We start from the raw sequence: 20,487 nt of genomic DNA, 5'->3' as shown, positions 1-20,487 counted from the left end.
CATGAGAATGCGACGTCACCATCAGCAAGACGAAGACACCGGCATCGACCTGACGCCGATGCTCGACGTGGTTTTCATCATGCTGATCTTCTTTATCGTCACCAGCTCGTTCATTAAAGAGTCCGGCGTCGAGATCCAGCGGCCCCAGGCAGAAACCGCCAGCCCGCAGGACAAGGGCAATATCCTGATCGCCGTCACCGCCGATGGTCAGGTGTGGATGGACAAGAAAGTTGTCGACGTGCGCAGCGTGCGCGCCCATGTCGAGCGCATGCGCGTGGACCAGCCTGATGGCGCGGTCGTGGTGCAGGCCGATCAGGATGCGCGTACCGGGCTGGTGGTGCAGGTCATGGACCAGGCGCGCCTGGCCGGTGTGCAGGATGTCGCCCTGGCGGCCAGTGCAGGCGTGAACTGATGCGCCTGCCGCTTTCCTTCCTGGCGGCCTGTCTGATGGCCGTGGGTCTGTTCGGCCTGATGCTGTACATGGTCGCGCCGCCGGTCAGCCAGCCGTCGGACGAGCCGATCAGCGTGGCCAACTTCGTGCGCATGGATGGCGACTCCAGCAACACCGCGACGCGCACCCGGCAACAGGCTCCGCAACCGCCACAACCGCAGACGCCGCAACCGCCTACACCGCCAACCCCGACCGCGTCAGCACCCAGCGCCACCTTGCCGGCCCTCGATCTGCCGGTGCCCAGCCTGAGTGGCTCGGTGGCGGTAAACAGCGCACCGACCCCGAGCCTCAGTGGCCTGACGGCAGGCGCGGCGCCAAGCCCACCCGCTCCCGCCACCAGCGATGCCGGTGGTCAGATGGGGGGGGCGGAGAGCGAAGTCATGCCGCTTAACGATGTGATGCCGACCTACCCGCGCTTCGCCGAGCAGCGCGGTATCGAGGGTCACGTCAAGCTGGCGTTCACCATCACCCGTAACGGTACGGTGGAGAATGTGCGTGTGCTGGAGGCCAGCCCGCAGAATGTCTTTGAGCGTGAGGCCCGCCGCGCTGCCGTGCGCTGGCGCTTTGCGCCGCGCACCGAAGGCGGCTTGGCCGTGGCGCGCGAAGCGGTGAAAACCCTGTACTTCCGTTTGGAGCGAGGTCGCTGATGATGCCGCGTCTATTGCTGGTATGGCTGCTCTGCGTGAGCGCCCAGGTGCAGGCCGCCGATCAGGTGGTCGAGCCGGCCGTTTTCCGGGCCCTGAATACGGCCCAGGAGGCCCAACAGAAAGGGGACTATGCGGCCGCTCGACGCGCCCTGGAGGGGGCCAAGGCCCGTGAGGGGAGTCTGGAGCAGGCGCTGGTCTGGCGTAGCCAGGCTTATCTGCACTGGGCGCAAGGGCAGAATGCCCAGGCTGTCGAGTTGCTGGGCAACGCCATCGCCAGCGGCAAGCTGGATGATGAATTACTGGCCAATGAGCAGCTCAACCTGGCCCGCCTGAACCTGGCCGAACGCCGTTATGGCGAGGTGGTGCGGCTGCTGGCCCCGCAGCAAGCCAAGGCTGATGAAGAACAACTGCAAATGCTGGTGCAGGCCTATCAGGGCCTGGGGCAACCGGCCAAAGCCCTGCCGCTTGCCGAGCGTTACGTGCAGGCCAACCCCAAGGCGGCTGACAGCTGGTTGCAGTTTCTGGTGGGCATGAACGCCGAGCTCAAACGCTATTCGGCTGCCGAGCGCTGGCAGCGGCAGTTGCTTGTGCGCCAAGCGGATACGCCAGCCGCCTGGCGTCAGCTGGCGGCTCTGCAGCAACTGGCGGGTGAGCCCGACAAGGCCCTGGCCACCTTGCGTACTGCATACGGCAAGGGTGTGCGTTTCAGCGAAAGCGAGCTGGATAACCTGGTGCTGCTGGCCAGCGCGGCCGAGCAGCCCTGGCAGGGTGCCAAGCTGCTCAATGGTATGTTCGAGCAGGGTGTACTGGCGCGCACTCCAGCGCGCGAGGAACGACTCGGTTTGCTCTGGTGGCAGGCCCGCGAGCGCAGCGCTGCGGCACGTATCTACCGTGCCCTGGCCACCCGCTCCGGCAGCTCCAAGCACTGGTTGAGCCTGGCCCAGCTGGAGCTGGAGCAGGCCCATTGGCAAGCCGGCCTGGATGCCCTGGCGCAGGCTGAGCGTGCCGGTGCCGACCGTGGCAAGGTTCGCTCCTGGCGTAATTGGGCCGAAAGCGAGCTGAGCTTCGAGCGGGAAAAGCGTTTGGCTAGCCGTAGCTGAGGTCGTGATCTGTACTACCGCTTAGGCCCAGCTCTGTACAAAAAAACGCCGCGCCCCCCTGGGGAGCGCGGCGTTTTTTTGAGCGCTGTCCCTGTCATCTAGTGCATGGCAAGGCGTGAGTGGGGCGATCGCTGCGCTGGGCGCAGATGACGCTGGTGTGCACGGCGCACCCTGCGAGGGTCGGTAGGCCCAATGGCCGGGTCACTCAGCTATCGGGCAGCTCATAGGCGTAGATCTTGTCGGCCTGCATCTGGTAGCCCACTTCGGCCAGTTCGCTGCTGCTGTGTTCCACCTTCAACGGGCCTTCGACCCAGAAGGGCTGGTACAGGGCATCAAGCAGGACGCCCAGTTCGGCCTGGACGTGGACAATCTGGTTCGACGGCGGTGGCGGTACATGGATGCAGGCGCCGAAGTAGGGCACCAGGAGAAACTCGGTCACCCGGCCCTCGTCGGTGACGTCCAGCGGCACGATATAGCCGGGCAGCTTGACCGCCTGGCCATCGAGCGCCTTGACCACAGGGGCGGCCGGCGACTGCTGCAGCGCAGCAGGGCCCGCCTCGGACAGTGCATCGGCGAGTTGCGACAGGTCGTGGATCGGGGCGGCTTGCGGTGTTTCTACTGGGGCGTCTGGCGGGACCAGATCAGACCAGTTCAGTTCGCGCACCTCGCCTGCCCACAGGGGCAGGGCGATGGCCAACAGCAGGCCGGCGAACAGGGGGCGTGGCATGGGGGACATCCTCATAAGCGAATCGATAGGCCATCTGCCAGGGACTGGCGGTACGCGCGCCAGGCGGGTACTGCGCCCATCAACAGGGCTGCGCCTAGAATAGCCCCGAGTAGCGTCCACTCATAGCGGCTCGGCAGGGCGAGCGGCAGGTACAGACCGTAATTGGCCTGCACATAGCCCTGGCTGGCGGCGATGCCCAGGTACAACAGAGCCAGGCCCAGCAGCACCCCGGCCAGGGCCAGCGCAAAGGCCTCGACGATCAGCAGGCTGGCGATATGCCAGGGCCGTGCCCCCACCGAGCGCAGAATCGCCATCTCCCGGCGGCGTTCGTTGAGGCTGGTGAGAATGGCTGTGAGCATGCCGATCAGCCCCGTCAGCACGACGAAAAGCGACACCACGAACAGCGCCTTCTCGGCCGTGCTCATCAGGCTCCACAGCTCCTGCAGGGCGACGCCCGGAAGAATCGCCAGCAGCGGCTCGCCGCGGTATTCGTTGATCTCCCGCTGCAGGCTGAAGGTGGCGATCTTGCTGTTCAGGCCGAGCATAAAGGCGGTGATCTGCTTGGGCTGCAGATCCATGGCCCGGGCCTGTTCGGCACTGACCTTGCCCGCTCCACGCGCGGGCATGCCGTTCTGCCAATCGATGTGCAGCGCCTCCATGCCAGCCAGGGAAATGTGCAGGGTGCGGTCCACCGGGGTGCCAGTGCGCGCCAGGATGCCCACCACCGTGAACGGTTTGTCGTCGTGCTTGAGCAGGCTGATGGTGGCCACACCGTGGGCCAGCACCAGTTTGTCGCCCAGCGAATAGCCCAGTGCCTGAGCCACCTCGGCACCGAGGGTGACCTCGAACGGGTCATCCCCGAAGGCGCGGCCCTGGGCCAGTTTCAGGGGTTGACTGCGGGCGTAGCGGTAATGCTCGAAGTAGCGCGCGTCGGTACCCATCACCCGATAGCCGCGGTGTGAGTCGCCGAGAGAAATGGGGATGGCCCACTTCACCTGGCGGTGTTCGGCGAAGTGCTCGAAGCTGTCCCAGCGGATGTTGTTGGTGGCGTTGCCGATGCGGAACACCGAGTAGAGCAGCAGGTTCACGCTGCCTGAGCGGGCGCCGACGATCAGGTCGGTGCCGCTGATGGTGTTGGCGAAACTGGCGCGCGCTTCGGTGCGTACCCGCTCGACGGCCAGCAGCAGGCAGACCGACAGGGCAATGGCGAACACCGTGAGCAGCGCGGTAAAGCGCCGGTTGGCCAGGCTGGCCAGGGCGATGCGGATCAGGTGCATATCAGACCTCGGCGGGTGTGGCGGCGCGGTTCAGCTCGGCCAGCGACAGGCTGCGGTCGAACAGGTGGGCCAGGCTCTGGTCGTGGCTGACGAACAGCAGGCTGGCGCCAGCGGCGCGGCATTCGGTGAACAGCAGGTGCAGGAAGGCCTCGCGGGCGTCGGTATCCAGGGCCGAGGTCGGCTCGTCGGCGATCACCAGCTCGGGTTGGCCGATCAGCGCACGGGCTGCGGCCACGCGTTGCTGCTGGCCGATCGACAGGCTGTCGGCGCGGCGCGCCTGCAGCGCTTCGTCGGCCAGGCCGAGGTGGCTCAGCAGCGCGGCGGCCGCTGCGGCGACACTGCCGTGGCGCTCACAGGCGCGGGTGCTGCGCAGGCGGGAGAAGCGGCAGGGCAGCTCGACGTTTTCTCGCACCGAGAGAAATGGCAGCAGGTTGAACTGCTGGAAGATATAGCCGGTGTGGTCGACCCGGAAGCGGTCGCGGGCGCTGGACGAGAGGCGCCCGAGGTCCTCGCCGAGCAGTGAGACGCGGCCGCTGGCCGCCTGCTGCACGCCGCCGAGCAGGCCGAGCAACGTGGTTTTGCCGCTGCCGCTGGGGCCTTTGAGGAACAGGCTCTGGCCGCGTTCGAGGGTGAACTCGGGGATGTCCAGCAGAGTGGGTTGGCCGGGCCAGGCAAATTGAAGGTCGGACAGGGTGATCAGGGCTGTGCTCATAAAACAAGCGGCCGGGTTACCCCGGCCGATTCACTGCAAGTGGGAAACGGTTCAGAACGCCAGCGTGGCCTTGGCCGGCGTCAGTTCGACACCTTGCTGACCGCTCGGTGCGATCAGTTGTACCTGAATCTTCTCGGTGCCGGGGAACTGCTTGAACAGCCCCCCCAGGTTCAATTGTTGCAAAGCTTCAGGGCGTTGGCAGTCGAACTGGTAGTGCGCGTGAATATCACTGTGGGATTCGCCGTCGGCATGTTCGTGGGCGTGTTCCTTGTGCTCATGTTCTTCGTGTTCATGTTCGTCGTGGGCGTGCTCGCCATCTTCAAACAACGGGCTTTCCAGCTCCTGCTTGGCGACCTTGCAGTTGCCAGCGTCCAGGCCGAACAGTGCCAGGGGCTGTTGCAGGCTGCTGTGTACCGCCGCGACCTTGGCTTTGTCCGCCGCGCTGGTGGCCGCGTGCTCGAAACCCACCAGGTTCATGGCCGGGCTTTCCAGCTCCAACTCCAGGGTCGTGCCCTCGAACACCGCATTGAGTTGCGCGACGCCGTGTTCGTGGGCGCCCAGGCTAGCGTGCTCGGCATGGTCGTGGTCATGCTTGTGATCGTGGTCGGCGGCTTGGGCAATGGCCAGGGGCAGCAGAGCAAAGGGCAGGGCGAGCAGCAGGCGGCGCATGGTGGTCTCCAGAGGATGATTTAATCGTTACGTTATAACAACTTTAGTTGTCCCTGGCCAGTGCGCCCTTGGCGCGGCCGGTTGCCCATGGGAGCATGGCGAGCGAATTTCCTGGAGCAAGCAGATGGTGCGTATACGTGGACAGATCGGCCAGTGGCCGGTCGACCTGAGCGTGGAACTCGATGCGGCGGATTGGGCCAACCTGGCTGCGAGCCTGCCGGCGGCAGCCGCCATACCCTCTGCGCCTGCCTCCTCGGCAGCGGCGCCGGCGGATGACCGGTTATGGCAGACCGCACTGGATCTGCTGCGCCAGGCCGGCCAGGTAGATGGCCCGCAGCTATTGACGGATCTCAGTGCCTTGGCCGGTGGTGAGGTGGCCGGCAAGCGCCTGCTGGTGCGCCTGCGCCATTGCACCCAGGTGCGTATGGAAAACGGCGTCGACGCGCCGATTTATCACTGGGTCGGTTGAGGGTGTCGCCTACCGGGCGTTAGCAGGTGGCCTTGAGCACGACAAACTTGGGCGTTGCCGCGACCTGCTCGACGCCGCGGAACAGCTTCCCGAGCTTTGCGTGATAGCCGAGGTGACGGTTGCCGACGATCCACAGTTCGCCACCGCGAACCAGCGCATTGCGTGCCTGCTGGAACATGCGCCAGGCGAGGAAATCGCCGACCACCTGTTGCTGGTGGAACGGCGGGTTGCACAGCACCAGGTCGAGGGAGTCGGCCGGCTGAGCCGCCAGGCCATCGCCGGCGCGAATCGTCACCGCTCGCTCCCCAAGCGCCGCCTGCCAGTTGGCCTCGGCCGACTGCACGGCCATAAACGATTCATCGACCAGGGTCAGCGCCGCTGTCGGGTTGGCCAGGGCGAAGGCGATGCCGAGCACGCCATTGCCGCAGCCAAGGTCGGCCACCCGGCAAGCGTCGAGACGCCGCGGCAGGTGCGGGAGGAAGGCGCGGGTGCCGATATCCAGGCCCTCGCGGCAAAACACATTGGCGTGGTTGAGCAGCTCGATGGCCGGTTTGTCCAGACGATAACGGCTGGGATAGGGCGAGGTCGGGGTTGGCCGGGATTCGGGTGAAACCTGCAGCAACCGCGCTTTCTTCATCGCGAGGGAGGCCTGTACCGGGCCGATGTAACGTTCCAGCAAGTCGCCGGCGGCGCGCGGCAGGTGCTTGATCATTGCACCGGCCACCATGCGGGCATTCGGCGCGAGCTGGCCATGCAGGCGGATCAATTGTTCCTCCAGCAACGCCAGGGTCTTGGGCACGCGGATCTGCACCCAGTCGAACGGCCCCTGGGGGGTTGCGCTGGCGGAGATAAAGGTCACCGCGTCGGCCGCTAGGCCATTGCGCGCCAGGTTCTGCTGCAACGCCAGGGCGCCCAGGTAGGAGTCGCCGCTGCTGGTGACCTGGCAGTGGCCGGACAAGGAGCAGGCCAGGGCGCCGAAGCCATCGTTGAGCACCAGCACGCGGCTACCAGGGGCCAAGTCCTGTTCGTGCAGGTGCGCCAGCAGGTATTCGTCGGCTGCATCGAAGGCCTGCAGGGGTTCGGCCTGCTGTTCGGGTTGACGCAGCAGGTCGAGTTCGGCGAACGGGGTGGCGAGCAGGGGCATCGGTGGACTCGAACAGAACAATGGGTAGGGGCGAATTATCCGGGTTGTCTGCCCGCGGCGCACCCCTTATCGGCACACAGCAACCCTGCGCTTTGCCGGTGTTTGCGCGGGCATGCCTGGGGCACACTGCACGTTCATTCTAAGCCTGTCGGAGCCTGCCATGAGCGATCACGACGAGCGTGCCACTCGCCAGACCGTGCTTGAGGTCACCCCACTCACGCCGAGCCTGTTTACCCTGCGCACCACGCGCGCGCCCGGCTTTCGCTTTCGCGCCGGCCAGTTTGCCCAACTCGGCCTGCAAGCAGCGGATGGACAGTGGATCTGGCGGCCCTATTCCATGGTTTCGGCGCCCCATGATGAGTACCTGGAATTCTTTTCCATCGTCGTGCCAGATGGCGCCTTTACCTCTGAACTGTGCCGGCTGGCCCCAGGCGATGGGCTCTGGGTCGGCCGCCAGGCGTTCGGCTATCTGACTCTGGAGCGTTTTGCCGACGGCCGGGATTTGTGGCTGCTGGCCAGCGGCACCGGCCTGGCGCCGTTTCTCTCGCTGCTGCAGGATTTTGAGGTGTGGCAGCGCTTCGAGCGCATCGTCCTGGTGTACAGCGCGCGCACGGTCGCCGAACTGGCGTACCAGCCGATGATCCGCAGCCTCGCTGAGCAAGAGCACCTGGCTGAGTTCGCTGACAAACTCATCTACCTGCCGGTGGTCACTCGCGAGCCTGCGCCCGGTTGCTTGAATGCGCGCATCACCGATCTGCTCGATAGTGGCGAGCTGGAACGTGCCGCTGGTCTGGCGTTGAGTCCTGAGCACTCGCGGCTGATGATCTGCGGTAACCCGCAGATGATCGAGGACACCCGCCAGCGCCTCAAGGCGCGTGGCATGCAGTTGAGTCTGAGCCGTCGGCCGGGGCAGATCGCCGTGGAAACCTACTGGTGATAGCCGAAGCGGTTGTTGCTGGAGCCGGCGGCGTGATGCGTTGAGCCATAAAAAACAGGGCACCTTTGGGCGCCCTGTTTCGTTAACGTGTTGCTTACGGCTTGTTCTGTTGCTGCGCTTTGAGCAGGTCGCGGATTTCGCTCAGCAGGGTTTCCTGCGCGCTGGGCACCGGCGGTGCCGAGGGCGCCACGGCCTCTTCACGTTTGAGCCGATTGATCGCCTTGACGCCCATGAAGATGGCGAAGGCGACGATGGTGAAATCGATGATCGTCTGGATGAACTTGCCGTAAGCCAGCGTCACGGCGGGCGCATCGCCGACAGCGGCCTTGAGCACGATGGCCAGATCCGAGAAGTCGACGCCGCCGATCAGTAGACCGAGCGGTGGCATCACCACGTCGCCAACGAAGGAGGAGACAATCTTGCCGAACGCCGCACCGATGATGATGCCGACAGCCATGTCGACGACATTGCCCTTGACCGCGAAGGCCTTGAATTCACTGATGATGCTCATGGATGCTCCCTGTTCGATATTTATACACGCAGTGTACTGCAGCCCTGGCGGCTTGCCAGTGGGGCGTTTCAGGGGTAAGCGATGTCTGGCAGCGACTCGAAGCCGGGGCGTGCCAGCAGGTAGCCCTGAAATAGATCAATGCCCAGACTCTGTAGAGCCTGCAGCTCGCCGAGGGTTTCAATGCCTTCGGCGATGATCTCGATGCCCAGCGTGCGGCATATCTTTACGGTGCCCTCGACCAGCACCTGGCGCACGCTGTCCTGATCGATGCCGCGGATCAGTCCCATATCCAGCTTGATCAGGTCCGGCTGGAAGTCGGCCAGCAGGTTGAGCCCGGCATAGCCGGCGCCAAAGTCATCAATGGCGGTCATGAAGCCCTGCTTGCGGTACGCGCGCAGGATGCTGGTGAGGTGGTCGATGTCGAGCACCTGCTCCTGTTCGGTGACTTCGAAGATGATGCGATCGAGCGGGAAGGCGTAGCGCTCTGCCGCATCCAGAGTGGCACGGATGCAGGTTTCCGGTTTGTACACCGCGTTGGGCATGAAGTTGATCGAGAGCATGGCGGGAATCTGCAACCGCGAAGCCCATTCCAACGCTTTGATCCGGCACATCTGGTCGAACGGATAAAGGTTGGCGGCGTTCACCTGGCTCAGCACGCTGGCTGCTGACTGACCCTCGGGGCCGCGCACCAGCGACTCATGAGCGAATACGCTGCGTGTGCGCATATCGACGATAGGCTGGAAGGCAACGCTGATGGGGAAATCCAGGGCTTTGCCATCGCGGCAGGCTGAGCATCCGGTTGATGTCGTCATGGGTGTGGTCGTCTCGTGTACGCGCAAAAAAGGAAAAGGCTATGAGTTCGCCATTACCGTGAAGATAGCAGGTCGTTGCTGGGGACTGTTCTCGTTTCGTCGCACGCTGCGTTGCCGTGAAAAATCTCGCGCCAGCGCGGCCACGAACGAAACGGCAACACAGCCTAGGTCTGCAGGGGATTACAGATGGGCCACAGACCTTGGCACAGCATTGCCATTGATCTCGATCAAGTGCCTGGCGATAGCGCTCGTTAGGCTTGTGCTTCATTCACAGTGAGGCGTTTGATCATGCACGTTGACCATCATTCCCTGGTTCATGACTTTTCCGATCAGCGCGACGCACTGCATCGCCTGCGCCAGGACGACGCCGAGTTTGCTCGCCAGGCCGAGGCCTATGAGGCCTTGGACAAGCGCATCTGCCGGGTCGAGGACGGTATCGAACGGCTGGATGATGTGACCCTCGCCAGCCTCAAACTCAGCCGGGTTGCGCTCAAGGATGACCTGGCGCGCCGGCTCAAGCGTGCTGCCGGGCAGTGTTGTGGCTGTGGCAATGGCTGCAAGAGCTGAGCTCAATGCCGCGCAGGCATGATCCGGTAGCTCAGCAGGTCGCTGTCATCGCAGGCTTGTCGCGGGGCACCGCTGTGGCCCAGGTCGGCCATCACCTGGTGGCAAAACGCGAGTGCCACGGTGTCCTGGCGATAGACGTTGAGCAGCCAGGCGCGACCATCGCCTAACGTCTGCACCGCCAATGCCCGGCCGATGCCGAGGCGGCGGTATTTGCGCAGGATAAATAGATCGGCGAACTCCATGATCTGCCGGCCGGTTTCGTCGCAGCATTCCAGCAGCAGAAAGCCGGCGATAAAGCCGTCGATCAGAATCAGCTGTGCGCTCCAGTTCGGCTCCTGCCAATAGCGCAGCAGGTGTTCGTCATTGACGTAAAAGCGCCCATCGAGCTCGACATCCTCCTGCTCCCAGTCCGAACTTTCATAGGCATAGAACTGATAGAGGTTACGGATCAGCGGCAGCTGTTCGATTTCGGCAGGTAGCAGTTCGATCTGCATGGCGGGGGACTCGGGCGGAGTAGGGCGGTATTATCGCCTTTTACCGCGACGGAGAGTTCCATGGCCAAGGCCAAACGCATGTACGGCTGCACCGAGTGCGGCGCCACCTTCCCGAAGTGGGCGGGGCAATGCGGCGAGTGTGGGGCCTGGAACACCCTGGTGGAAACCGTACTCGAGGCCAATGCGGCGACGCCCAGTGGGCGTACCGGTTGGGCGGGGCAGCAGGCCCAGTTGAAAACCCTGGCCGAGGTCAGCGTCGAGGAAATGCCGCGTTTCTCCACCGCTTCCGGCGAGCTGGACCGAGTGCTCGGCGGTGGCCTGGTGGATGGCTCGGTGGTGCTGATTGGCGGTGATCCGGGGATCGGCAAGTCGACCATCCTGCTACAGACCCTGTGCAATATCGCCCAGCGTTTCCCGGCGCTCTATGTCACCGGTGAGGAATCCCAGCAGCAGGTGGCCATGCGCGCCCGCCGCCTGGGCTTGCCGGAAGACAAGCTCAAGGTGATGACCGAGACCTGCATCGAGGCGATCATCGCCACGGCGCGCCTGGAAAAACCCAAGGTGATGGTCATCGACTCGATCCAGACCATCTTCACCGAGCAACTGCAATCGGCCCCCGGCGGCGTTGCCCAGGTGCGTGAAAGCGCGGCGTTGCTGGTGCGTTTTGCCAAGCAGAGCGGTACGGCGATCTTCCTCGTCGGCCACGTCACCAAGGAAGGCGCCCTGGCCGGGCCGCGGGTGCTTGAGCACATGGTCGATACCGTGCTGTATTTCGAGGGCGAGGCCGATGGCCGCCTGCGCCTGCTGCGCGCGGTGAAGAACCGCTTCGGCGCGATCAACGAACTGGGCGTGTTCGGCATGACCGACAAGGGCCTCAAGGAGGTCACCAACCCCTCGGCGATCTTTCTTACCCGCGCCCAGGAAGAGGTGCCTGGCAGCATTGTCATGGCCACCTGGGAAGGCACCCGACCGATGCTGGTCGAGGTGCAGGCACTGGTCGACACCAGTCATATGGCCAACCCGCGCCGGGTAACCTTAGGGCTTGATCAGAACCGCCTGGCGATGTTGCTGGCGGTGCTGCACCGCCACGGCGGCATTCCGACCTATGACCAGGACGTATTTCTCAACGTAGTCGGCGGGGTCAAGGTGCTGGAGACGGCATCCGACCTGGCGTTGATGGCTGCAGTGATTTCCAGCCTGCGCAACAAACCCTTGCCCCATGACCTGCTGGTATTCGGTGAGGTGGGGCTGTCTGGCGAAATCCGTCCGGTGCCGAGCGGTCAGGAGCGTCTCAAGGAGGCGGCCAAGCACGGCTTCAAGCGCGCCATCGTGCCCAAGGGCAATGCGCCCAAGGAAGCGCCACCAGGATTGCAGGTGATTGCCGTGACCCGTCTGGAGCAGGCACTGGATGCGTTGTTCGAGTAGGGCTCGGCTCGGTTGGCGCCCGTTGCTCAGGGCTGCGGCGTTCTGCCGCTGAGGGCGGTAGGAAGAAATTGACCCCGGTCAACGGATAGTGGAGACAGGGCGCGCAGCATGCAGGTGTACCCACAGAGGAGTCACCGTCATGACCCTGTTCTTCGATATCGTCGCCAAAGCCTTTCACATCGAGCCGGTACGGCGTGAACACAAGATCTGCCAGGAGCGTCAGCGTATGCAGGCGCGCCGTCAACGGCGTCAGGATGCCGATGCAGTCTGCTGTGCGCTCTAATTGCAGTCTGTATATGGCAAGAGGTGCCCGGTTTTGCCGGGCTCCGGTCTCTTGCTAACCGCTGAGCTCAGGCTGCCGCTTCACCCAGAGCAGCCAGTTCGCGTTCAAGCAGGTCTTCATCGCCCAGGTTGAGTTCGACGAGACGGCGCAGGTGGCTGATCGAGTCGAGGTCGATGTGTCGGCAGATAAAGCCCAGCTGGTCATCCTGCACGCGGGTCAGCTCCACCTCCATGCGTACGCGGGTGTCGGGCCCCAGTTCGACCTGAGCCTCGAAGGCTTGTTGGGTGTCACCGCTCCAGTCAGCAGGGCGTTGCACCAGTAGCCCCTTGAGTGACAGGTCGATCAGTTGGACCTGCCAATGCAGATCCCCTTGGGTGAGGGCAGTGGGGGCGTCGAACGCGATGCGCTGGAAGCGCCGGCGTTCGTGTGCGGTTTCGCTCATGCGACAACTCCTTGGTGTTTTACTCACTATAGCAAGGCCGCAACCGGGCAACGTGCTTTGCATCAAGGGTTCGGCATGACCGGGCGTCGGTTGGTGCGCTGCAAAAGCGTGCGCCAGCGCCCTTTGTGCACATTAGCGTTTGACAGGCCGGTCAGTCTCGCTAAAGCTCCAATGGCAGTTTTATTACAAATAATTTGTGGAGCGACAGAATGGATACTCGTCTACTGAGCAAAGGTCTGATCTTCGGTTTGTTGAGTGCTGCCAGCGTGGCAGCCCATGCAGACGCGCCCGGCGGTAATGGCTGCGGTTGGGGCAACATGCTGTTCGAAGGGCAGCGCGGTATCGCTCCCCACTTTCTGGCTACCACGACCAATGGCACCTCCGGCAATGCCACTTTCGGCATGACCTCGGGCACCAACGGCTGCGACACCAGCGGTTCGCTGGGTTACAACGGCCGCTCGCTGCTGGCAATGAACGGCATGCTCGATTCGATCGCCGAAGACATGGCCCAGGGCCAGGGCGAAGCCCTCGATGCCTACGCCACCCTGCTGGGTGTAGAGCAGGCGGATCGTGAGCACTTTGCCAAAGTGACCCACGCCAACTTCAGCACCATCTTCGCCTCGGCCGACGCGACCGGTGAGCAGGTGCTCGCTGCGACCCTGGCAGTGATGGAGCGCGATACCCAACTGGCGCGCTACGCTAAAACATCGGCCTGATAAACGCCGACTCCATGAAAAAGCCCGCCGATTGGCGGGCTTTTTCATGGACGCTGGTTCAGGGTCTGTTCCCGTTTCGCTCGCGGCAACTTGGCTCGCGACGAAACGGGAGCAGACCCCTAGTTCTAGTTGCCGTACACCGGGAACTTGGCACAGACCGCTTTGACTTGCTCGCGCACGCGTGCTTCGACTGCTTCGTCGCCCAGGTTGGCGAGGATCTCGCAGATCCAGCCAGCCAATGCGCGGCACTCGTCTTCCTTGAAGCCGCGGGTGGTCACGGCTGGGGTGCCGATGCGCAGGCCGGAGGTGACGAACGGCGAACGTGGGTCGTTCGGTACGCTGTTCTTGTTCACGGTGATAAAGGCGCGCCCCAGGGCGGCGTCGGCGTCTTTACCGGTGATGTCCTGTTTGATCAGGCTGAGCAGGAACAGGTGGTTCTCGGTACCGCCGGACACTACGTCGTAGCCGTTTTCGATAAACACGCTGGCCATGGCCTGGGCGTTCTTGATCACTTGCTGCTGGTAGGCCTTGAACTCAGGCTGCAGGGCTTCCTTGAAGCACACGGCCTTGGCGGCGATGACGTGCTCCAGCGGGCCGCCTTGGCCGCCTGGGAATACCGCAGAGTTGAATTTCTTCTCCAGCGCTTCGTTGGCGCGGGCGAGGATCAGGCCGCCACGCGGGCCGCGCAGGGTTTTGTGGGTAGTGGTGGTGACCACATCGGCGAACGGCACCGGGTTCGGGTACACGCCAGCCGCAACCAGACCGGCTACGTGGGCCATGTCGACAAACAGGTAAGCACCGACTTTGTCGGCGATGGCGCGGAAGCGTGGGAAGTCGAGAATCTGCGAGTAGGCGCTGAAGCCGGCGATGATCATCTTCGGCTTGTGCTCGACCGCCAGGCGCTCGACTTCGTCGTAGTCGATCAGGCCGGTGACGTTGTCGATGCCGTACTGCACGGCGTTGTACAGCTTGCCGGAGAAGCTGACGCTGGCACCGTGGGTCAGGTGGCCGCCGTGGGCCAGGCTCATGCCCAGTACGGTGTCACCGGCTTCCAGCAGGGCCATGTAGACGGCCGAGTTGGCTTGGCTGCCGGAGTGCGGCTGGACGTTGGCGTAGTCGGCGCCAAACAGCTCCTTGGCGCGGTCGATGGCCAACTGCTCGACGATATCGACGTACTCGCAGCCGCCGTAGTAACGCTTGCCCGGATAGCCTTCGGCGTACTTGTTGGTCAGTACCGAACCCTGGGCTTCCATCACCGCTGGGCTGGTGTAGTTCTCCGAGGCGATCAGCTCGATGTGATGTTCCTGGCGCTGGGCTTCTTGCTCCATCGCGGCAAACAATTCGGCGTCATAACGGGCAAGAGTCAAATCACGGCTGAACATGGCATTCCCCTGAGAAAAAGCAGCTGGGCAGTAGAAAGAGGGTGCGAATTCTAACGCATCCCGCGGCGACAGGCATATGAAGGTTGATCATGCGCTGCACGAGCGGGCTTCAGCTGAGCATGAACAGCGCGGCGCCACTGAACTGAGCGGCGAACTGGTGAGCAGGCATCGGCCGCCCGAGCAGGAAGCCCTGTACCTCGTCGCAGCCGTGTTCGCGCAGGAAGTCCAGTTGTGCCTGGGTTTCCACACCTTCGGCGATAACCGAAAGGTTCAGGCTATGGGCCATGGCGATGATCGCGCGGGCGATCTGGCCATCTTGTTCGCCGTGGGGCAGGCCATCGACGAAGCTGCGGTCGATCTTCAGTACGTCGATGGGGAACTGTTTGAGGTAGTTGAGCGAAGAGTAGCCGGTGCCGAAGTCGTCGATGGCCAGGCACAGCCCCAGGTCCTTGAAGCCATTGAGCATGTTCAGGGCGCTGGCGACATCTTGCATGAGAATGCTTTCGGTCAGCTCCAGTTCGAGGCCTGCCGGGTCGATTCGGGTCTGTCGAATGATGCTGGCAATACGTTCTGCGAGATCGCCTTCGGCGAACTGGCGGGCCGAGAGGTTGACCGAAATCTTCGGCACACGCACGCCGTCCTCCAGCCAGTCAGCCAGTTGCTGGCAGGCCTCACGCAATACCCAGTGACCGACTTCAACGACCAGGCCGAGCTCTTCGAGTACCGGGATAAATGCTTCAGGCGAGACCAGGCCGCGGTAGGGGTGCTGCCAGCGCAACAAGGCCTCGACACCGGTCAGGCGCTTGCCGTCGCCGGAGAATTGCGGCTGATAGTGCAGCACGAACTCGCCCTGCTCGAGGGCATGGCGCAGATCGCTTTCCAGCTCCAGGCGTTCCAGGGCGCTGGCGTTCATGTCCGCCTGGTAGAACTGGAAGTTGTTCTTGCCGCGTTCCTTGGCGTGGTACATGGCGGTGTCGGCGTTCTTCATCAGTTGGCTCAGCTCGTTGCCGTCCTGGGGCGCCAGGGCAATACCGATACTGGCGGTGACGAAGAACTCGCGGCCCTCGAGGATGAACGGGCGGGCCAGGCTGCTAAGAATCTGCTCAGCGACATGGATGGCCCGCGTCAAAGCGGCTTCGCGGGTGCTGCGCGATTGCAGCAACAAGGTGAACTCGTCACCGCCCATGCGCGCGACCGTGTCCTCCTCGGCAACGCAGGCCGCCAGGCGTACCGCCACGTCCTTGAGCATGCGGTCGCCGGCCGCATGGCCGAGGGAGTCGTTGATCGGCTTGAAGCGGTCGAGGTCGAGGAACATCAGCACCACCCATTCGTGGTGCCGCTCAGCGAGTTGCAAGGCCGTGTGCAGGCGGTCCTGGAACAGGGTGCGGTTGGGCAAATGGGTAAGGGCATCGTAATAGGCCAGGCGGTGAATGCGCTGCTCACTGGCCTTGCGCTCGCTGATATCGCTGAAGAAGCACACGTAGCTGACCAGGTCGCCTTCTTCGTCCTGTACCGCGGTGATGCCGACCCAGGCCGGGAAGTTCTCGCCACTGCGTCGTTTCAACCAGACCTCACCCTCCCAGCTGCCGCTCTGGTTGAGCTGGCCGACGATAAATTTCAGGTGCGTCGCCTGCTGACGATCGGCCGTGAGCAGGCCGGGACGCTGATCGAGGACCTCGGCGGCGCTGTAGCCGCTGACACGGCTGAATGCCTCGTTGACCTGCACGATATAGCCGGCCGGGTCGGTGACCAGAATTGCGGCGGTCGAGTGCTCGAATACCGTGGCGGCCATGCGCAGTTCTTTTTCGGCGCGGCGCTGCTGGCTGATGTCACGGCCAACGCCGAGCAACCCTTCGAAGCGACCGATATCGTCCCACATGGGGATCAGGCGCAGGTCGACAGGGATCTTGCGGTCATCGCCACGCATGCAGTCGAAGACGAACAGTTGCGGCTCCAGGCCCTCGCGCAGGGCGCGCATTTGCGCCGGGTTACCCAGCGCATGGCGGATGCGTTCGAGCAGGGCATACAGGCCGGTGAGTTGTGCGGGGTTGCTGGCCATGCCTGCGAAGCCATTGATCAGCACCCATTCAGGGGTGTAACCGAGGGCGCTTTCGACCGACGGGCTGACGTAGTTGAGGCGCAGCTCGGGGTCGGTGGAAAAGATCACGTCGCTGGTGCTTTCGGCGAGCAGGCGGTAGCGCTGTTCGCTGTCGCGCAACGATTCGCTGCGCTCGATCTGCTCGGTGATGTCCTTGGCCACGCCGATCAGGCGTTCGACCCGGCCATTGGCGTCGCGCGACAGGGCCTGTTCACGGATGCTGAACCAGCGCCATTCGCCGTTCCTGTGACGCCAGCGCAACACCGACTCGAGCAGGGTGCCGTTGCCGACGACTTTCTGCAGGTTGCGGATGCGCCAGTAATAGTCGCTGTCGTCCGGGTGCAGCAGTTTCTCCCAGAAACTGTTGCCCATCTGCTTGAGCTCAGTGCTGCTGTAGCCCAGCTGAAGGCCCAGGTGATGGTTGCTGAACAGCACGCGCTGGCCACTGATGTCGTGGACATAGAGGGTGTCGGGCACGGCGCGTACCACCTCGGCCCAGAAGCGTTCGCGCTCGGTCAGCGACAGTTCGATGCGCTTGCGGCTGGTGATGTCGCTGAGGCTCAGGGTCACTGCGCGCAGGTCGTGGGCACTTTCCGGCAGGCGCATGACCAGCCACAGATGGCGTTCCTGACCATGGGCGTTGCTGATCCGGGTCTCCAGTTCGATCTGACTATTGCCTTCCAGCAAGGCGTTCAGGACCTGGGCACGGAAACCGTTGCTGCGCAGTGAGCCGGCACGCAGCAAGTAGCGTTTGACCTGTTCGGCGTCGTGTACGCCCAGCAGGCGCAAGGCCATCTGGTTGGCCTCGGTGAAGACCATGCGCTGTACCAGTTCATCCTGGCCGTTGGGGTGAGTCTGCAGCCACTGACCCAGGTCTCTGCTGTCATAGATATCCTGTTCCTGGAGGTACTGGTGCAGGCTGCACAGGTCCAGTACGCACAAGGCTATCCCTGTGTCCTCGAAGATATTCTGATAGCGCCTCCGGGCTTCTTTCAGTACCTGGGTAGCGTGTTGCGCCTCGGTCACGTCGCGCAGCACCCAGACGAACCCCAGGCGCTGGGTGTCGCCCAGGTCGCTGCGGGTGATATCGAACAAGCGCGGCTGCCCGTCCTGGCGAATTTCAACCAGGTCGCTTTCCCCGCCGCCCCGCAGGGTGGCGGTGTGCAGCAGCAGCGGGTCGAGACGAGGCAGCAGTTGCAGCAGGTGCCAGCTCTGCAGGTTCTGGTTGCGCAGGCCGAACAATGCCTCGGCCTGAGGGTTGAGGTAGCTGAGTTGACCCCGTGTATCGGTGACCAGAACGCATTCTTCGATCACCCCCAGCGCGCTGGCGGCCTGGAGCAGTGAGTGACGTGAGGCCGCATTGAGCGCATGCAGGGCGCGCTGTTCACGCAGCAGGCAGTAGAGGGCCAGTAAGGTGAGCACTGTGCTGAGAATCACCAGCAAAAACTCGCCGGCCAACTCCGGGAGGATCTGCGCCCGCACCTTGCGCTCGTTGAACAGCGCGCGCAGTTGCCAGTCACTGCCTTGCAGCGGCAGGACCTGGATGGTTTCGGCGCTGTCCTGGGCAGTCAGTGGTGCAAAGACGCTGGACAGCGAAGGTGCGCCCACACCTTCGCCATTGCGCGGGCGGCTGACCACTCGTTGCGAAAAGCGGTCCTCAAGCAACCAGGGCTGCGCACCGCTGTAATGCTCGCTCAGCCACTGACGCAGGCTCTGGGCATCGAGACGCAGGAGCCAGTAAGCCGCAGGGGCTGTGCCGGAGGCGTGGAGAAGGACGTAGAGGCGACCTTTGTCATTGGCGCTGAAGGCATAGTGGAAGGGTTCGTCGCCGCTGCGCTGATAAAGTGCCGCGATATAACGGGCATCTTCTGCCTGCGTAAGTGTATCGGCCAATGCCCCGCCGCGCGGTCCGACCCAGACCAGGCTGTCGAGGGTTGGGTAAACGCTGCGCAGACGCTTGACCAGCCGCGTGGCGGCCTCACCCGTGAGAGGCTTAGGTGCCTCGGCCTCGAGGACCGTTCTCGCCAGGCTGGCCTTGAGGGCCATGAGCAAATTGAGCTGGCTAGCCAGTTGCCTGCTGAAGTCCAGGCTCAATTGACGCTGGTTGTCTTCTTGCTGGGTAACCTGCGCCTGCATCTGCCAGAGCAATAGCGCCAGCATGCCTAGAACCAGTACCACCAACGCGCCTTTGTAGGAGCCGCGCAGCAGGCCGGGGCGCGCGCGGTTTGACTCCTGTATGGGGGCAGATTGGGTAGTGCTCGGCACGGGTGATCCTGCGGCTACTGCAGCTGGGGCGCAGCGTTACGCTGGCCTAGTTTAGGGGGGCGCTAGCATGCCATAACCATGGCAAAGTGCTAGTGCAGCCGACGAGCGTCGTTTGCCATGCACCTTGCAGGGTTGCGGCACTCTGGGGTGAAGCGTGTTTTTGTGCTGTACAGGGCTGCCCTCGCTCTTGCCAAGGGCCGCGATTATCCGCCGGCCTCAACTGTTATATGACCACCATTTTGCCTACTCATCTGCTGCTCGCACGATGAGCCATCAGGCCTGGAGCTTGGGCGCCGGCGCCGGGTAAGCCATGGGTGCGCTGCCATCGTCACGCTCGAAGATCTGCGCCTGTTCTTCCAGCCAGGCACAAAACGCTTGCAGGGGCGGGCGCTGCGCGCTCTTCTTCAGAAACACCATATAGACGCCGTCTTCCTCGACGACATCGTCGAACAGCGCAAGCAAGTGTCCGCTCGCCACCTCGTCTGCAACCAGCACATGCCGGCCAAGGGCAACCCCGCGGTCGTTCAGGGCAGCCCCGACGATCAGGTCCGCCTGGTTGAAGCGATAACCCCCGCTGCAATCGAGGTGACGAATACCGCGCTCGCCCAGCCATTTCTGCCAGGAGGTGGCGAGCTTCGCCTGGGGCAGCGAGTCGTGCAGAAGCACGGCACGGCTCAGGTCTGCCGGCTCCTTCAGTTGCAGCTTGTGCTGCAGCGACGGGCTGACGACCGGGTAGACATAGTCGCGAAACAGCAGGCGTTGCTCCGTGGCCTGCTGGTCGGTGAAGCCATGGCAGATACCGATATCGACGATCTCGTTATGGAAGTTGGGCTCGCTGAATTCGGCAATCAGGTGCAGGTCGATGTGCGGGTGCTTGTTATGAAAGTCCTGCAGCCGTGGCATCAGCCAGCGATTGGCAAACGACGGCATGCAGTAGACAGTCAGTTTGCTGCGCTGGCCAAGGGTCTCGATTGCCCCCAGGGTTTCGCTGAGCAGGCCCAGGGCTGCGCGCACCGCTGGGTAGAGCTGTATGCCGGGTGTGGTCAGCAGCAGGTGGCGAGGGCGGCGCTCGAACAGTTTGCAGCCCAGGCGTTGCTCCAGCTGGATGACTTGCTGGCTCACGGCGCTTTGCGAGATGCACAGCTCGTCGGCGGCCAGGGTAAAGCTCAGGTGGCGCGCAGCGGCTTCGAAGTAGCGCAAGGATTCGAGCGGTGGAAGGCGAATGGACACACGAGCTCCTGGTTAATCCAAAAATGCGGCGGCCTGACAGACAAGGCATGCAGCGTGCCAAACGGCCAGGCCACGGCTTGTGGCAGGTTTGGGTGTGAGTCTGTGGCAGGGCGTGACTCGAAATGGTGC

Annotated in this window: 21 protein-coding genes; 9 read left to right on the top strand and 12 right to left on the bottom strand. The window is 63.5% G+C overall.

Annotation, left to right across the window (positions count from 1 at the left end; genetic code table 11):
- Position 1: 1 nt before the first annotated feature.
- Genes BMW49_RS13140 through BMW49_RS13130 form a run of 3 tightly spaced genes read left to right on the top strand, consistent with a single transcriptional unit; the run spans position 2 to position 2,198 of the window.
- Positions 2 to 412, top strand: a complete 411-nt coding sequence (locus BMW49_RS13140) for an ExbD/TolR family protein (RefSeq protein ID WP_069519883.1) — start codon at positions 2 to 4, stop codon at positions 410 to 412.
- On the top strand, positions 412 to 1,098 hold the full coding sequence (locus BMW49_RS13135) for an energy transducer TonB (protein WP_069519882.1): 687 nt from the start codon (positions 412 to 414) through the stop codon (positions 1,096 to 1,098). The genes BMW49_RS13140 and BMW49_RS13135 overlap by 1 nt, the downstream gene beginning before the upstream one ends.
- 2 nt (positions 1,099 to 1,100) lie before the next feature.
- Complete coding sequence (locus tag BMW49_RS13130) at positions 1,101 to 2,198, top strand: tetratricopeptide repeat protein (RefSeq protein ID WP_069519917.1); 1,098 nt, start codon at positions 1,101 to 1,103, stop codon at positions 2,196 to 2,198.
- A gap of 205 nt (positions 2,199 to 2,403) precedes the next feature.
- Here the strand turns inward: BMW49_RS13130 and BMW49_RS13125 are convergent, their stop codons facing one another.
- Genes BMW49_RS13125 through BMW49_RS13110 form a run of 4 tightly spaced genes read right to left on the bottom strand, consistent with a single transcriptional unit; the run spans position 2,404 to position 5,583 of the window.
- Entirely contained in the window at positions 2,404 to 2,925 is a 522-nt protein-coding gene (locus BMW49_RS13125) for a DUF3299 domain-containing protein (protein WP_069519881.1), read from the bottom strand.
- Positions 2,926 to 2,936: 11 nt separating this feature from the next.
- Positions 2,937 to 4,202 carry an ABC transporter permease gene (locus BMW49_RS13120; protein WP_069519880.1) on the bottom strand — a complete coding sequence of 422 codons (1,266 nt, stop codon included), beginning with the start codon at positions 4,200 to 4,202 and terminating at the stop codon, positions 2,937 to 2,939.
- Between the two features lies 1 nt (position 4,203).
- A complete protein-coding gene (locus BMW49_RS13115; RefSeq protein WP_069519879.1) occupies positions 4,204 to 4,914 on the bottom strand; it encodes an ABC transporter ATP-binding protein in 711 nt (236 codons plus the stop codon).
- Between the two features lie 51 nt (positions 4,915 to 4,965).
- On the bottom strand, positions 4,966 to 5,583 hold the full coding sequence (locus BMW49_RS13110) for a DUF2796 domain-containing protein (protein WP_069519878.1): 618 nt from the start codon (positions 5,581 to 5,583) through the stop codon (positions 4,966 to 4,968).
- Positions 5,584 to 5,707: 124 nt separating this feature from the next.
- Between BMW49_RS13110 and BMW49_RS13105 the strand changes: the two genes are divergently transcribed.
- Positions 5,708 to 6,052 (top strand): hypothetical protein, encoded by a 345-nt coding sequence (locus BMW49_RS13105; RefSeq protein WP_069519877.1) that lies wholly within the window; start codon positions 5,708 to 5,710, stop codon positions 6,050 to 6,052.
- A gap of 19 nt (positions 6,053 to 6,071) precedes the next feature.
- Here the strand turns inward: BMW49_RS13105 and BMW49_RS13100 are convergent, their stop codons facing one another.
- Entirely contained in the window at positions 6,072 to 7,196 is a 1,125-nt protein-coding gene (locus BMW49_RS13100) for a methyltransferase (protein WP_069519876.1), read from the bottom strand.
- A gap of 160 nt (positions 7,197 to 7,356) precedes the next feature.
- On the opposite strand from BMW49_RS13100, the gene BMW49_RS13095 reads away from it, so the two are divergent.
- Positions 7,357 to 8,133: a ferredoxin--NADP reductase gene (locus BMW49_RS13095; protein ID WP_069519875.1), complete on the top strand. Its 777-nt coding sequence runs from the start codon at positions 7,357 to 7,359 to the stop codon at positions 8,131 to 8,133.
- Positions 8,134 to 8,227: 94 nt separating this feature from the next.
- On the opposite strand, the gene mscL is transcribed toward BMW49_RS13095, so the two are convergent.
- Complete coding sequence (mscL, locus tag BMW49_RS13090; protein ID WP_069519874.1) at positions 8,228 to 8,644, bottom strand: large-conductance mechanosensitive channel protein MscL; 417 nt, start codon at positions 8,642 to 8,644, stop codon at positions 8,228 to 8,230.
- Between the two features lie 68 nt (positions 8,645 to 8,712).
- Entirely contained in the window at positions 8,713 to 9,456 is a 744-nt protein-coding gene (locus BMW49_RS13085) for an EAL domain-containing protein (protein ID WP_069519873.1), read from the bottom strand.
- Positions 9,457 to 9,744: 288 nt separating this feature from the next.
- Between BMW49_RS13085 and BMW49_RS13080 the strand changes: the two genes are divergently transcribed.
- Positions 9,745 to 10,023: an HP1242/YdcH family protein gene (locus BMW49_RS13080; protein WP_069519872.1), complete on the top strand. Its 279-nt coding sequence runs from the start codon at positions 9,745 to 9,747 to the stop codon at positions 10,021 to 10,023.
- Between the two features lie 2 nt (positions 10,024 to 10,025).
- Here BMW49_RS13080 and BMW49_RS13075 read toward each other — a convergent pair whose 3' ends face one another.
- On the bottom strand, positions 10,026 to 10,517 hold the full coding sequence (locus BMW49_RS13075; protein ID WP_069519871.1) for a GNAT family N-acetyltransferase: 492 nt from the start codon (positions 10,515 to 10,517) through the stop codon (positions 10,026 to 10,028).
- Positions 10,518 to 10,577: 60 nt separating this feature from the next.
- Between BMW49_RS13075 and radA the strand changes: the two genes are divergently transcribed.
- Together radA and BMW49_RS24805 are read left to right on the top strand one after the other, a co-directional pair.
- The gene (gene radA / locus BMW49_RS13070; RefSeq protein WP_069519870.1) at positions 10,578 to 11,942 is read left to right on the top strand and encodes a DNA repair protein RadA; all 1,365 of its coding nucleotides are present in this window, start codon (positions 10,578 to 10,580) and stop codon (positions 11,940 to 11,942) included.
- Positions 11,943 to 12,081: 139 nt separating this feature from the next.
- On the top strand, positions 12,082 to 12,225 hold the full coding sequence (locus tag BMW49_RS24805; RefSeq protein WP_167362803.1) for a hypothetical protein: 144 nt from the start codon (positions 12,082 to 12,084) through the stop codon (positions 12,223 to 12,225).
- Positions 12,226 to 12,292: 67 nt separating this feature from the next.
- Here BMW49_RS24805 and BMW49_RS13065 read toward each other — a convergent pair whose 3' ends face one another.
- Complete coding sequence (locus tag BMW49_RS13065) at positions 12,293 to 12,667, bottom strand: PilZ domain-containing protein (RefSeq protein ID WP_069519869.1); 375 nt, start codon at positions 12,665 to 12,667, stop codon at positions 12,293 to 12,295.
- Between the two features lie 209 nt (positions 12,668 to 12,876).
- Here BMW49_RS13065 and BMW49_RS13060 point away from each other — a divergent pair, with 209 nt between their 5' ends.
- A complete protein-coding gene (locus tag BMW49_RS13060) occupies positions 12,877 to 13,383 on the top strand; it encodes a DUF3015 domain-containing protein (RefSeq protein WP_069519868.1) in 507 nt (168 codons plus the stop codon).
- A gap of 125 nt (positions 13,384 to 13,508) precedes the next feature.
- On the opposite strand, the gene glyA is transcribed toward BMW49_RS13060, so the two are convergent.
- The 3 genes from glyA to BMW49_RS13045 all read right to left on the bottom strand — a co-directional run bounded on the left by glyA (position 13,509) and on the right by BMW49_RS13045 (position 20,358).
- Positions 13,509 to 14,765 carry a serine hydroxymethyltransferase gene (gene glyA, locus BMW49_RS13055; RefSeq protein ID WP_069519867.1) on the bottom strand — a complete coding sequence of 419 codons (1,257 nt, stop codon included), beginning with the start codon at positions 14,763 to 14,765 and terminating at the stop codon, positions 13,509 to 13,511.
- Between the two features lie 109 nt (positions 14,766 to 14,874).
- Positions 14,875 to 19,023, bottom strand: coding sequence for a sensor domain-containing protein (locus tag BMW49_RS13050; protein WP_069519916.1), 4,149 nt, complete (start codon positions 19,021 to 19,023; stop codon positions 14,875 to 14,877).
- Positions 19,024 to 19,401: 378 nt separating this feature from the next.
- Positions 19,402 to 20,358 carry a LysR substrate-binding domain-containing protein gene (locus BMW49_RS13045; RefSeq protein WP_069519866.1) on the bottom strand — a complete coding sequence of 319 codons (957 nt, stop codon included), beginning with the start codon at positions 20,356 to 20,358 and terminating at the stop codon, positions 19,402 to 19,404.
- Between the last annotated feature and the right edge of the window lie 129 nt (positions 20,359 to 20,487).

Origin of the sequence: Pseudomonas cuatrocienegasensis, from assembly GCF_900110925.1 — a bacterium.
Lineage (GTDB): Bacteria > Pseudomonadota > Gammaproteobacteria > Pseudomonadales > Pseudomonadaceae > Aquipseudomonas > Aquipseudomonas cuatrocienegasensis.
This window is presented reverse-complemented; position numbering and strand designations above follow the sequence as displayed.